Annotated in this window: 10 protein-coding genes, 1 tRNA gene and 1 other RNA gene; 6 read left to right on the top strand and 6 right to left on the bottom strand. The window is 46.2% G+C overall.

The features are described from left to right. Positions 1–70: 70 nt before the first annotated feature. On the top strand, positions 71–859 hold the full coding sequence (phoH, locus tag FQ015_RS14620) for a phosphate starvation-inducible protein PhoH (protein WP_000533536.1): 789 nt from the start codon (positions 71–73) through the stop codon (positions 857–859). A gap of 49 nt (positions 860–908) precedes the next feature. Here the strand turns inward: phoH and pgaD are convergent, their stop codons facing one another. The 4 genes from pgaD to pgaA are packed head-to-tail and all read right to left on the bottom strand — an operon-like array spanning position 909 to position 7,092. Beyond that, positions 909–1,322: a poly-beta-1,6-N-acetyl-D-glucosamine biosynthesis protein PgaD gene (pgaD, locus tag FQ015_RS14615; RefSeq protein ID WP_001061101.1), complete on the bottom strand. Its 414-nt coding sequence runs from the start codon at positions 1,320–1,322 to the stop codon at positions 909–911. 1 nt (position 1,323) lies between these two features. Next, the gene (gene pgaC, locus FQ015_RS14610; RefSeq protein ID WP_000610451.1) at positions 1,324–2,649 is read right to left on the bottom strand and encodes a poly-beta-1,6-N-acetyl-D-glucosamine synthase; all 1,326 of its coding nucleotides are present in this window, start codon (positions 2,647–2,649) and stop codon (positions 1,324–1,326) included. Further along, positions 2,642–4,660, bottom strand: coding sequence for a poly-beta-1,6-N-acetyl-D-glucosamine N-deacetylase PgaB (gene pgaB, locus FQ015_RS14605; protein WP_160524208.1), 2,019 nt, complete (start codon positions 4,658–4,660; stop codon positions 2,642–2,644). Before pgaB ends, pgaC begins: the two co-directional genes overlap by 8 nt. 8 nt (positions 4,661–4,668) lie before the next feature. Further along, on the bottom strand, positions 4,669–7,092 hold the full coding sequence (pgaA, locus tag FQ015_RS14600) for a poly-beta-1,6 N-acetyl-D-glucosamine export porin PgaA (RefSeq protein WP_160524207.1): 2,424 nt from the start codon (positions 7,090–7,092) through the stop codon (positions 4,669–4,671). Between the two features lie 588 nt (positions 7,093–7,680). On the opposite strand from pgaA, the gene FQ015_RS14595 reads away from it, so the two are divergent. Continuing rightward, positions 7,681–9,048 carry a GGDEF domain-containing protein gene (locus FQ015_RS14595; RefSeq protein ID WP_000409829.1) on the top strand — a complete coding sequence of 456 codons (1,368 nt, stop codon included), beginning with the start codon at positions 7,681–7,683 and terminating at the stop codon, positions 9,046–9,048. Between the two features lie 103 nt (positions 9,049–9,151). On the opposite strand, the gene FQ015_RS14590 is transcribed toward FQ015_RS14595, so the two are convergent. Both FQ015_RS14590 and FQ015_RS14585 read right to left on the bottom strand, forming a co-directional pair. Further along, positions 9,152–9,287, bottom strand: a non-coding RNA gene (locus tag FQ015_RS14590) — RtT sRNA. A 44-nt stretch (positions 9,288–9,331) separates the two neighbouring features. After that, a tRNA-Ser gene (locus FQ015_RS14585) sits at positions 9,332–9,419 on the bottom strand. 233 nt (positions 9,420–9,652) lie between these two features. On the opposite strand from FQ015_RS14585, the gene ghrA reads away from it, so the two are divergent. The 4 genes from ghrA (at position 9,653) to FQ015_RS14565 (ending at position 12,554) form a co-directional block, all read left to right on the top strand. Then, positions 9,653–10,591, top strand: a complete 939-nt coding sequence (gene ghrA / locus FQ015_RS14580; RefSeq protein ID WP_160524206.1) for a glyoxylate/hydroxypyruvate reductase GhrA — start codon at positions 9,653–9,655, stop codon at positions 10,589–10,591. Between the two features lie 54 nt (positions 10,592–10,645). After that, on the top strand, positions 10,646–11,383 hold the full coding sequence (gene ycdX, locus FQ015_RS14575) for a zinc-binding phosphatase (protein ID WP_000283651.1): 738 nt from the start codon (positions 10,646–10,648) through the stop codon (positions 11,381–11,383). 23 nt (positions 11,384–11,406) lie between these two features. After that, positions 11,407–11,961, top strand: a complete 555-nt coding sequence (ycdY, locus tag FQ015_RS14570) for a molecular chaperone YcdY (RefSeq protein WP_039021651.1) — start codon at positions 11,407–11,409, stop codon at positions 11,959–11,961. Between the two features lie 101 nt (positions 11,962–12,062). Then, positions 12,063–12,554, top strand: a complete 492-nt coding sequence (locus tag FQ015_RS14565; protein WP_001309402.1) for a DUF1097 domain-containing protein — start codon at positions 12,063–12,065, stop codon at positions 12,552–12,554. Positions 12,555–12,587: the final 33 nt, after the last annotated feature.

Here is a 12,587-nt window from a genome sequence, read left to right as displayed (position 1 = left end):
TGATGTTCGTGCGCATAATCGCGCTGCCAACGGCGCGTGTGATGAATACAAACAACTCAAGGTGCTCTCCATGGGAAGACAAAAAGCAGTGATCAAAGCTCGTCGCGAGGCAAAACGTGTGCTGAGACGGGATTCGCGCAGCCATAAGCAGCGTGAAGAAGAATCGGTCACCTCGCTTGTGCAGATGAGCGGCGTAGAAGCCATTGGTATGGCCCGCGACAGTCGCGATACCTCGCCCATCCTCGCGCGAAATGAAGCGCAATTGCACTATCTGAAGGCTATTGAGAGTAAGCAGCTGATATTCGCCACCGGCGAAGCCGGGTGCGGAAAAACCTGGATCAGTGCAGCAAAAGCGGCAGAGGCCCTGATACATAAGGATGTCGACAGGATTATCGTCACCCGTCCAGTTCTGCAAGCCGATGAAGATCTTGGTTTCTTACCTGGTGATATCGCAGAAAAGTTTGCTCCCTATTTTCGCCCGGTCTACGACGTGCTGGTCCGTCGCTTAGGGGCTTCCTTTATGCAGTACTGCCTGCGACCGGAAATAGGGAAGGTGGAAATTGCGCCGTTCGCCTATATGCGTGGACGTACCTTTGAAAATGCAGTCGTCATTCTTGACGAGGCGCAGAATGTGACTGCCGCGCAAATGAAAATGTTTTTAACCCGCCTCGGGGAGAACGTGACGGTTATCGTCAACGGTGATATCACGCAATGCGATTTGCCTCGCGGCGTGCGCTCCGGATTAAGTGACGCGCTGGAACGTTTCGAAGAAGATGAAATGGTCGGGATCGTCCGATTCGGTAAAGAGGATTGCGTACGTTCGGCACTTTGCCAACGTACGCTACATGCATACAGTTAAGTGTATTATCGGCGCAGAGCCCGGGCGAACCGGGCTTTGTTTTGGGTGTTTATGCCCGGACTAGCGCTTTTTCTGAAACAACCATTTTTATTTGCCCCTGGCTGGTGAAGTGTACGCTCATCCTGTGGCTTTTTTGTAGTTGCTGATAGAGCTCATCAGGTATTGCTAAGCTCTCTGCATATTCTTGCGGCGTATATTGGTAGGCTGCATGATGCTGCTGTTTTTGAAAACGCAGCTTATTGTACAGCGCCCAGACAATTAACACGACGGCATTCGCCACTGCCAGCAAAAAATAGAACTGAAGTCGGCTTCTGGCCTCACTTTGCCAGTAATAACCCGTCAGCAGATCCATGGTGAATAAGAATATGAACAAAGCAAATAATGTCCATAAGATGGTTGTGGCAACATAATCAACCATTAAACGTACTGGCGATTGTCGGGTCGTAATAATTAAATTGTTCATATTAACCTCTCAGAATCCCTCGATCGGGACTTACCCAACGGGCGCGTTGCTTTTTAGGCATCAACATGACTCGTGTAAATGATACCAATGTCGTTGCCAGGCTCAGCATCCAGAAAATAACCGGGAACCAAATAATCCAGAAAAGCGATGAAGTCAGATTATGCTCATAGCGATTCTCGATCATCAGGCTGACAATAAATTGCAGTAAACATAACGTACACAATAATATTCCGGCAGTATGTGTCGCAGCGATATGTGTCAATTCAATATTTAACGGTACACCTGCAAGTTGGACTGCGTAAATAATGAAACCGACCAGGCAGGTAAAGGCCCATATTGTCGTCAGACAGTATTCAAAAAACAGTGGCCACATTCGAAAGTTTTCTTTGCGCCATAGCCTTGTCATATTTTTGAGGAATACTTCTGCACCGCCCTGAGCCCAGCGCAGGCGCTGTTTCCACAGCCCTTTTAACGTTTCAGGCATTAATATCCAGCACAGCGCCCGTGGCTCGTAAAAAATCGTCCACTGATTCAACTGCAGCTTCCAGCTAATATCAATATCTTCGGTGATCATATCGTCACTCCAGTAACCCACTTCTGCCAGGGCGCTGCGACGAAATGCGGCAATAACACCAGAAACGGTAAATACGTTTCCATAGATACGCTGGGTTCGCTTGATCAAACCAATAATTGAGGAATACTCGCCAACCTGAATTTTACCCACCAGGGTAGAACGTGTTCGAATACGAGGATTACCGGTTACGGCACCCACACGCGGGTTATACAACATCGGTTCCACAATATATGCCGCCGCATCGCGGTCTAATAACGCATCGCCATCAATGCACACCAGATATTCACTTTTCGCCGCGGCAGCTCCGGTTTTAAGCGCAATGGCTTTCCCCTGGTTTTGCGCCAGATGAATGACCCGCAGGTGGGGAATTTGTGCAGCCATGCGATCCAGGATGGCACGGGTTTTGTCTGTTGAACCGTCATTTACGGCAATAACTTCAATGTTCTCATAACGCTGTGCTAAAGCGGCGTGTATGGTTTCCTCAACGTTTTTCTCCTCATTAAAACAGGGAATGATAATGGAGATAGACGGATTATCTTTCAACTGGGGAGCTGGTGCGTTTTCTCCCCACGGCCAGTGGCGTTCACGATAGACCCAGAAATAGACGCCGCCAACAATCCACATAATGGACATAAAAAACGGCCAGAAGAAAACGAACCTCATCATCAGTTCACCAGAGTGAAAGTACGCTACGCATAGGGGTATGCATAACACCAGACATAATATAAAAAACGATACGATGCGATTAATCATTTTTCGGATACCAGGCTGTTGAAAACTCAGGACGAATAACGTCTATTTCAGGTTGGTTATGCAGAAAATTGTCGGGATAATAACCATAGTTTTTCATTCCATTCAGTTGTAATAGGCTCATCCAGTGAGCGAGTTGTTGCGAAGAAATAGCCTGATGCTGACCATTTTTCTGCCAGTTTTGTGCCTGTAATTCTAAAATAGATTTGTCTTTAGCCTGAGGGATGTTTTTAATTTGATTGGTCAATTGTATTAACCATTGGTCAGCCGATTTTTCTGCGACACCTTCCATATAAGGCATAGCCATAATAGCGGTCCAGTCATAGCTTTTTAGGAAATCAGCATAATTCTGTGCAAACCAGGCTTCACTTTCAGGTTGTATTACCGGAAGTGCAAAAATATTTCGTGCAGTTTTAACATGTGGACCGCGAATGGCTTTTACGCGCGCACTAAGTTCTAAAGTGAAGTCAGTTAACGCACGACTTTTAAAGCGGGTCCACTGTTTAAATTGCTCCGGGTTTTGTCGAATTTCGCTCAGACTCCCGCTAAAGCCTGCTTGCTGATAAGCCGTGATAGCCGGTGCACTGGCATCTTCATAATCTGAAAGCAAAGCATCATCGTGGAACAATATGCCATCAAAAGCAGCATGTCCGGCAAGATCTTCATATAACATGCCAACTTGTGCTCTGACCCTGTCATCAAAAGGAGATAGACGGCGATATTGTTCAGGATGAATTTGTGCTTTTTTCTCCCCTGTTGGTAAATATTTTACTCGCGTTAATGTGGGATCTAAATCCCAGCTTAATACCGGCATCCACGCATAGATGTTTACACCTGAGCGGGTACGTAATTGCCAGGCAACCCGACTAAAAATATCTGATTTCATTGGTAGCAAACGATTTGGAAACCAGACCTCTTTGACCAGCCCATCACCATCGGGATCAGCAAATGCCTGCAAATACACGGTTGATATTTGCATATCTTTCACCCGCTGAATTAGCACATCAATATTGCGATCCATTTGCTGGCGGTTTTCGTCATAAACGTAATCAAGATCGATATGCATTACCCGTTGTGATGATTTTTCCTGTACGGTAATAATTTGCTGGGCAAACTCTTTTAATGAGGGATTATTGGCGATTAATACTCGCGGAATGGAATCCAATTGTGACGCATTTGCCAAACCTGATTCAAGGGTGAAGAACATGTCATAACCGAGTTTTTTTAATTCCTCTATCGCTATGCCATTCGCTTCACCATAAGGCCAAACAAAAACGTGTGGATTTACCTTAGCCTTTGTACGCAGGTATTCCGTCATTTTTACAGCATCCAGACGAATTCTTTCCCGGTATTCTGCTGCGGTTTCATACCGTGCGTGGTCAGTAAAATATGCACGATTTACATATACAGGCAATAAGCTGCCGGTGGCATTAGCCTGAATACCGTAGTGAGAATTCCATGTATGAGAAGCGACCTCAACGAGCCGGGAACGCGCAACTTCTCGCACTTGTTGCCACGTGGCAAAATATTCTCGATCGACCATCTCATCGCCAAATTTTACTTGTTCATCCGCTGGCGTATCGACCCAACTGCCGACGGGGGCCCATACAGCAGGCCACTGGAAGGCCTGAAGAATTGGGAAGACGCGGGTATAAAAACTCTGGTAGCCGTCATCAAAAGTCAGCACTACTGCTTTTTCCGGTAGCGGTTTTCCTCCTCGATGTGCTTCACGAATTTGAGCAATACTGACCGGTTGATAACCGTTCTCGCGCAGCCAGGCAAATTGTTCACGCAGTGCTGATGTCCGCACTGACATAAAACGCTGGTCGGCAGCTTCGTCTTCAACGTTATGCCATGAAATCGCCACAAAACCATTATGCGGCCACGGTTGCTCGGCGAGTAAAGATTCGCGATCCTGTGGCGGTATAAATGATGTTCTTGACTGGCTAATGCACGCAGTGAGCATAATTATACTCACCAGCATCAGGAGATATTTATTTCCATTACGTAACATATTTATCCTTAAAATCTGAATGTCATATCGAATTCAACGTATAAGTTGTGTTCTCTGTCACCGTCATAAGGTCGTTTTTCCCAGCGTAGCGTTGCGCCAGCATCAATCACGTCATTCCAGCTAATGCGTTGCCCGTAGCCGAGTTGGGTGACGACATCCGTGCCATAATGTTTTTGCCAGGAGGCACCAACACCTGCGCTGAAGATTTGCTCCCAGCTATTTTCATAGCTTCGCCATAACAAATGACTTGCCTCAAATGCCGGAACAATATCGAACATTTTTATAGGGTTGTAGTATGGGGTGTCGTGTTCTGTATTTTGTTCGTAATACAGATTGGGGAGGAAATCGACAATCAAATATGGTGAAGACCAGATGCGTTCCTGACCCTCAAGTGAGATTTCATGACGCTGATTACTGTCAGAAAAATCAGTGAAAGCCCAAGAGACACCGTACTTACGCCGCTCATTTTGATACCAGCGAACATAAGCCTGTGCACTGTTGCCTGTAACACCATTTTTCATTGCCCGTAATGGAACGCGGTGAGAGAGGCGTTCCAGTTGCGAACCAATACGCCAGTTATCATTAAAATCATACCAGCCAGACAGGCGCGCGCCGGGTTTATGCTCATGATTGAAAAAGCGTTCGGTGTACTCCGCCTCAAGCCAGATATTACGTGACCGCCACTCAACACCCGCAAGCCAGTCGCGAATAATCCCTTTTCCTTCGCTAAATTGTCCATCGGCATAACCGAATCCAGCAAAACCGCGCCAGTTATCATTCAGCGGTGGTGAATAAACGATGGTGGTTAAGTCGACATCATGTTTGCCACTATCCGGACCTTCGGCATCAATTCCTGTTGAACCAGCGATACGAAGCTCTGCAAGATTATGTACATCAACCGCACGTTTTAAACGTACAACGCCGGGATCTTGCGGTTCACGTTCGACAACATCGTGCGTTAAGACCGCTGCCTGCTGCCATTCTTGTAACGTTAATGCTGTCCAGGCTTGTTCAACCTCCAGATTAATATTACGTGGCTCGATCACTTCTGCTTTTTTTAATTCATTTTCTGCCGCACGAGGCCAACCGCGGGCTTGTAACACACTCGCGTAATCAATGCGCAGTCCCTGATTTCCTGGTGCGTTATAAGCAAGCTCTCTGGCTGTCATTTCAGCCTGAGGAAGATCATTACTATATTTTGCTACGGTTGAGAGAAACGAATGCCCCTGTAACCAGGTATCATTCGGGATGCTCGTAGGCGTGCCCATTAACCGAAGGAAAGGCGGCGAAGTATTAATGGTATGTTGGGTGACAGTTAGCGCGCCGGGATAATTTTCACTCTCCAGGTGGCTGTAAAAGAGATCCGCAAGTTCTTCATCGGATAAATCCGGGGCAATGGTCTCCTTGTGATAAAAGAGCTCTGTCATTATTGACTGTGCTTTTTTTGGCTGATGTTCTTTGAGATAAGCCGACGCAACCCAATATTGCGCCCAGGGCGGAATAATTTGCCCCGTCTTTTTTAAACGCTGATAGTGAGAAATAACGTCTTTATAACGATCGCGAGTTAATAACGCGCCAAGATGATCAACCTGAATACGCTGGTACTGGGCAGTGCGGTCAGGGTTATCATGCCACAGAATTTCTAATGCAGCGTATTGGGCGAGGGCGCGATCGGCAATGGCATAACGTTCACTTTCACTGCGCGTAGGCATAAACGACAGTCTGACCAGTTCGGCATGAATATCAGCGCGAATATCTGGCGTTAAATTGGCATCGTCAATCGCGGCAGCAAGTTGATTATTCCGTAATGCCTGCACGTATTCTGTGGGATATTGTTGCGTTAAGGCATTTTCAGGTAATGACCCTGTCATCGCCCGTAATTCATCCTCATGCCGCCCCGCCAGTTTATAGATATAGGCTTCTGCGAGTAAATTAGCTTTGTCCGGTGCTCCAGAGTTAAGCTGCTTAAGTTTAACCAGCGCAGAATCATAGTGACCCGCATCTGCCAGGGTTAAAATTTGTCCCCGTTGATAATCCTTATTTTGCGACTCCAGAGAGAGTGCCTTTTGCCACAGTGTAAGCGAGTTTTGCCATTGTTGCAGGTTACGATAAGCGACGGCGACAGCTGCATAACCACGCGCTGGTAATTGCTGATGACGGTAGCGGTTGTAAACGGTAATAACCTGTTTATCTTGCCCGGCCCATAAGGCAATCTGTAACCAGTCAGCAATTTGGTTATTACTGAGTGCTGATTTTTGTGCAAACCATAACAAAGCTGGCTGAGTATTTCCCTTGCGAGCTTCGATAATCAATGCATCATAGGCATTATTAACAGCACTCTTCGCCGCGGGACTCGCTGCTAAAAATGCGGCAGTAAGAATTTTCAAAGCCCATTTGGTTTTCGGGCACCTTTTTCTGCTACTTGAATACATCCTGTATTACTCCATGTATTGCCAAAATCTCTCTCTGTATCTAATTACAGGTAACTGAAACGAAAGATATTTTTTTGCACATCATAATCCGTTATTAAACGCGGAAGAGAGACGTGAATTGTTGATGATGAGAAGAAGAAATGATGAGTAGAGTATCCATATAAAATCCTTTTCTCGCCCGAAAATCCATTCCAATGATGAGGAACTTCAGGAATACGGCATAAATCCCAATGCCTTTTTCAAAATAAATTAGGATTAAAATAATTAAATCAGTAAATTCCGATGCATGATATCGGATTTTTCGAAAGTCCTGATGAAATGCAGCGTTACTGTACTCACGGATTCAATTGTTATTCCTAATATATCTATGAATTAATGTTTTATAAGGATTTCCTTATAACCATTTATATGTATTTGCAAGCCTGTCTTGTCGCGAAGAATGTATAAAGCACTAAGGTAATAATAATTGCGGTCTGCAACTATCATCATTGGTATTGTTTGTGGTGGATTTTTATATTGACAACAGTACAGTTCTTATATCTATTAGTGACAGAAAGGGATCTACAACCTACAGATTGGTGTAGCTTTATGGAAAAAGACTATTTGGGAATTAGTAGTACTGTATTGGTGAGCTTATTGTTTGGGCTTGCATTCGTTTTGGTAAATAGTTGGTTTAATCAGCCAACCGTTGAGGAGGTTGTTCCACGATCAACCTATCTAATGGTTATGATTGCTTTATTTTTTATCGATACCGTTGCATTTATTTTCATGCAATTGTATTTCATTTATGATCGTGTGCAATTTTCAAACTGCATACTTAGTTTAGCGTTTCTGAGTTGTTTGATTTACTTTGTTAAAACTGTCATTATCATTCAGCAATTTATTGAGGGGCATTTGATAAGCAGCGTTGTACAAAATGATATTGCAATTTATTATTTGTTTCGTCAGATGAGTTTGTGCATGTTAATATTGCTAGCGCTGGTGAATAAAGTTAGTGAAAACAATAAGAAACGCTGTTTTTTTTCCAAAAAAATGACATTGTGTATAAGCCTATTTTTTATTTTTGGGGGGGCGGCAGTTGCTCACATGCTAAGTAGTCATTATGATGACTACAGTTTACATATTGCCGAGTTAACAAATGAAAATGGTCAGGTAGTCTGGAAAACCTCATATGTTACCATAATGATTTTCATGTGGTTAATCTTGCTTTTGGTTAATCTATACTTTAATGGTTTACGCTGTGATATCTGGAATGGAGTATCAGTGATTGCTTTCTGTGCCGTGCTGTATAATATCTCTCTGTTATTTATGAGCAGGTATAGTGTGTCCACTTGGTATATTAGCCGCACTATTGAAGTAGTCAGTAAATTAACCGTTATGGTAATATTTATGTGCCATATTTTCAGTGCGCTACGAGTAACAAAGAACATTGCCCATCGCGATCCATTAACTAATATATTTAACAGGAATTATTTTTTCAATGAACTGAAGGCTCAATCAGCATCAGCCCAAAAAACGTCTTATTGTGTCATGATTATGGATATCGATCACTTTAAAAAAGTTAACGATACGTGGGGGCATCCGGTTGGCGATCAGGTGATAAAAACAGTGGTGAGCATCATTGGGAAAAGCATACGACCAAATGACCTTTTAGCACGCGTTGGCGGCGAAGAGTTTGGCGTCTTGCTGACGGAGACCGATACTGAAAGCGCGAAAGTTTTAGCCGAAAGGATAAGGGCAAATGTAGAGCGTTTGACAGGCGATAATCCTGAATACGCCATACCGCAAAAAGTGACGATTAGCATTGGCGCTGTGGTGACTCAGGGAAGTGCGTTAAATCCGAATGAAATCTATCGAATGGCTGATAATGCACTATATGAAGCGAAAGAAACCGGACGTAATAAGATAGTTGTAAAAGAGGCAGAAATTCTTATCAACTGCAAGGATGATGATTGAGTTTGTCGCCAGTTGTCGAACCCCGGTCGGGGCTTTTCATCCCCCGGTGTGTGCAATATACGAAAAAAAAGCCCGTACCTTCGTACGAGCTCTTCTTTAAAGATGGCGGTGAGGGGGGATTGACTCGCTTCGCTCGCCCTGCGGGCAGCCCGCTCACTGCGTTCACGGTCTGTCCAACTGGCTGTCGCCAGTTGTCGAACCCCTGTCGGGGCTTCTCATCCCCCCGGTGTGTGCAATATACGAAAAAAAAGCCCGTACTTTCGTACGAGCTCTTCTTTAAAGATGGCGGTGAGGGGGGGATTCGAACCCCCGATACGTTGCCGTATACACACTTTCCAGGCGTGCTCCTTCAGCCACTCGGACACCTCACCAAATTGTCGTTCCTGTCGTGCTGGAACGGGCGCTAATTTAGGGAAATCATGACCTGAGGTCAACAAACTTTTTTAAAAAATCGCGCGTTTATTCAAACTTCAATCAATATGCAGTTTTAATAAGCGAAATCTGCTTTTTTTGCCACCGACCACGGATTTGTTATGCTGGTGGCCTTTGTAGATCATAACGATAAGTGCGAATAAATTTCGCGCAACGCTTTTCGGGAGTCAGTATGGACATCATCTTTTATCACCCAACGTTCGATACCCAATGGTGGATTGAGGCACTGCGCAAAGCTATTCCTCAGGCAAGAGTCAGAGCATGGAAAAGCGGAGATAATGACTCTGCTGATTATGCTTTAGTCTGGCATCCTCCAGTTGAAATGCTGGCAGGGCGCGATCTTAAAGCGGTGTTCGCACTCGGGGCCGGTGTTGATTCTATTTTGAGCAAGCTACAGGCACACCCTGAAATGCTGAAGCCTTCTGTTCCACTTTTTCGCCTGGAAGATACCGGTATGGGCGAGCAAATGCAGGAATATGCTGTCAGTCAGGTGCTGCATTGGTTTCGACGTTTTGACGATTACCGCATCCAGCAAAATAGTTCGCATTGGCAACCGCTGCCTGAATATCATCGGGAAGATTTTACCATCGGCATTTTGGGCGCAGGCGTACTGGGCAGTAAAGTTGCACAGAGTCTGCAAACCTGGCGCTTCCCGCTGCGTTGCTGGAGTCGAACCCGTAAATCGTGGCCTGGCGTGCAAAGTTTTGCCGGACGGGAAGAACTCTCTGCATTTCTGAGCCAATGCCGGGTATTGATTAATTTGTTACCGGATACCCCTGAAACCGTCGGCATTATTAATCAACAATTACTCGAAAAATTACCGGATGGCGCGTATCTCCTCAACCTGGCGCGTGGTGTTCATGTCGTGGTAGATGACCTGCTCGCGGTGCTGGATAGCGGCAAAGTTAAAGGTGCAATGCTGGATGTTTTTAATCGCGAACCTTTACCGCCGGAAAGTCCGCTCTGGCAACATCCACGCGTGGCGATAACACCACATGTCGCCGCGATTACCCGTCCCGCTGAAGCTGTGGAGTACATTTCTCGCACCATTGCCCAGCTCGAAAAAGGGGAGAGGGTCTGCGGGCAAGTCGACCGCGCACGCGGCTACTAATAAAGCATCAGGTTTCCTGCTATCCTTGGCGGGAATTGAATACAGGAGAGAGTTATGTATCCCGTCGACCTTCATATGCATACCGTTGCCAGCACGCATGCATATAGCACATTAAGTGATTATATTGCCCAGGCCAAACAAAAGGGCATTAAACTTTTTGCGATCACCGATCATGGCCCGGACATGGAAGATGCGCCGCATCACTGGCACTTCATTAACATGCGTATCTGGCCGCGAATGGTTGATGGGGTAGGGATCCTGCGTGGTATCGAAGCTAACATTAAAAATGTTGATGGTGAAATTGACTGCAGTGGCAAAATGTTTGATTCGCTGGATCTAATTATTGCCGGCTTTCATGAACCGGTTTTTGCACCACATGATAAAGCGACCAATACGCAAGCGATGATCGCCACTATCGCCAGCGGCAATGTGCATATAATAAGTCATCCCGGAAATCCACGATATCCAATTGATTTTAAAGCTGTTTCTGAAGCTGCGGCGAAACATCAGGTGGCGCTGGAAATCAATAATTCCTCATTTTTACACTCACGTAAGGGCAGTGAAGACAACTGTCGTGCGGTAGCCGCAGCGGTACGTGACGCTGGAGGTTGGGTGGCATTAGGCTCGGATTCTCACACTGCGTTTACCATGGGGGAATTTGAAGAGTGTCTTAAAATCCTCGACGCGGTAGATTTTCCGCCAGAGCGCATTTTGAATGTTTCTCCGCGCCGCTTACTGAACTTCCTTGAATCTCGCGGTATGGCACCGATTGCGGAATTTGCAGACCTTTAATTACTAGTCATGGAAATATATTAATGAATGAGTTTTCTATCCTCTGTCGTGTGCTGGGTTCGCTCTATTACCGCCAACCGCAAGATCCTTTACTGGTGCCGCTGTTTACCCTGATTCGTGAGGGGAAACTGGCTGCGAACTGGCCACTGGAGCAGGATGAGTTACTGACGCGTTTACAGAAAAGCTGTGATATGGCGCAAGTCTCTGCCGATTACAATGCGTTGTTTATCGGCGATGAATGTGCTGTGCCGCCATATCGTAGCGCATGGGTTGAGGGCGCGACGGAAGCGGAAGTGCGCGCTTTTCTTTCCGAACGAGGGATGCCATTAGCGGATACGCCAGCCGATCACATCGGTACATTGCTGCTCGCGGCTTCCTGGCTGGAAGATCAGTCAACGGAAGATGAGAGCGAAACACTGGAAACACTGTTCAGTGAGTATCTGTTACCCTGGTGTGGTGCGTTCCTTGGCAAAGTGGAGGCCCATGCAACTACGCCTTTCTGGCGCACCATGGCACCGCTAACCCGCGATGCTATTAGTGCAATGTGGGACGAGCTGGAAGAAGATTCTGAAGAGTAAATGTGATCTCCATCACTCATAACTGCAACAGATAATTTGTTGTTGCATAAAATGTGTGCTCGATCTCATTCATGGCCGCGTTTTCTGCTATCATGCGCGGCATGAACATACTTCTCTCTATTGCAATCACAACAGGCATTCTCTCCGGTATCTGGGGATGGGTGGCTGTTTCCCTGGGCTTACTAAGCTGGGCGGGCTTCCTGGGCTGTACGGCCTACTTTGCCTGCCCGCAAGGTGGGCTGAAAGGGCTGGCGATCTCCGCTGCAACCCTGCTTAGTGGCGTGGTGTGGGCGATGGTCATTATTTACGGTAGTGCACTGGCACCACATCTGGAAATTCTCGGTTATGTCATAACTGGTATTGTCGCGTTTCTGATGTGTATTCAGGCGAAACAGCTGCTGCTTTCATTTGTTCCGGGGACGTTTATAGGCGCATGCGCGACGTTTGCCGGGCAGGGTGACTGGAAACTGGTGTTACCTTCGCTGGCGCTTGGACTGGTATTTGGTTACGCAATGAAAAACAGCGGCTTGTGGCTGGCGGCGCGTAGTACGAAGACCGCTCACCGTGAGCAGCAAATCAAAAATAAAGCGTGAGGGGCACTCACGCTTTCGCTTGAACAGTAAAAT

This window comes from Escherichia sp. HH26CH, from assembly GCF_009820205.1.
Classification (GTDB): Bacteria; Pseudomonadota; Gammaproteobacteria; order Enterobacterales; family Enterobacteriaceae; genus Escherichia; species Escherichia coli_F.
Note: the sequence above shows the minus strand (reverse complement) of the source record. Positions and strands in the feature narration are given on the sequence as shown.

Bases quoted from the DNA above. Each gene is read 5' to 3' on its own strand.
- phoH (WP_000533536.1), top strand. From the start codon at position 71: ATGGGAAGACAAAAAGCAGTGATCAAAGCTCGTCGCGAGGCAAAACGT.
- ycdY (WP_039021651.1), top strand. From the start codon at position 11,407: ATGAATGAGTTTTCTATCCTCTGTCGTGTGCTGGGTTCGCTCTATTAC.
- FQ015_RS14595 (WP_000409829.1), top strand. From the start codon at position 7,681: ATGGAAAAAGACTATTTGGGAATTAGTAGTACTGTATTGGTGAGCTTA.
- pgaC (WP_000610451.1), bottom strand. From the start codon at position 2,649: ATGATTAATCGCATCGTATCGTTTTTTATATTATGTCTGGTGTTATGC.
- pgaD (WP_001061101.1), bottom strand. From the start codon at position 1,322: ATGAACAATTTAATTATTACGACCCGACAATCGCCAGTACGTTTAATG.
- FQ015_RS14565 (WP_001309402.1), top strand. From the start codon at position 12,063: ATGAACATACTTCTCTCTATTGCAATCACAACAGGCATTCTCTCCGGT.
- pgaB (WP_160524208.1), bottom strand. From the start codon at position 4,660: ATGTTACGTAATGGAAATAAATATCTCCTGATGCTGGTGAGTATAATT.
- ghrA (WP_160524206.1), top strand. From the start codon at position 9,653: ATGGACATCATCTTTTATCACCCAACGTTCGATACCCAATGGTGGATT.
- ycdX (WP_000283651.1), top strand. From the start codon at position 10,646: ATGTATCCCGTCGACCTTCATATGCATACCGTTGCCAGCACGCATGCA.
- pgaA (WP_160524207.1), bottom strand. From the start codon at position 7,092: ATGTATTCAAGTAGCAGAAAAAGGTGCCCGAAAACCAAATGGGCTTTG.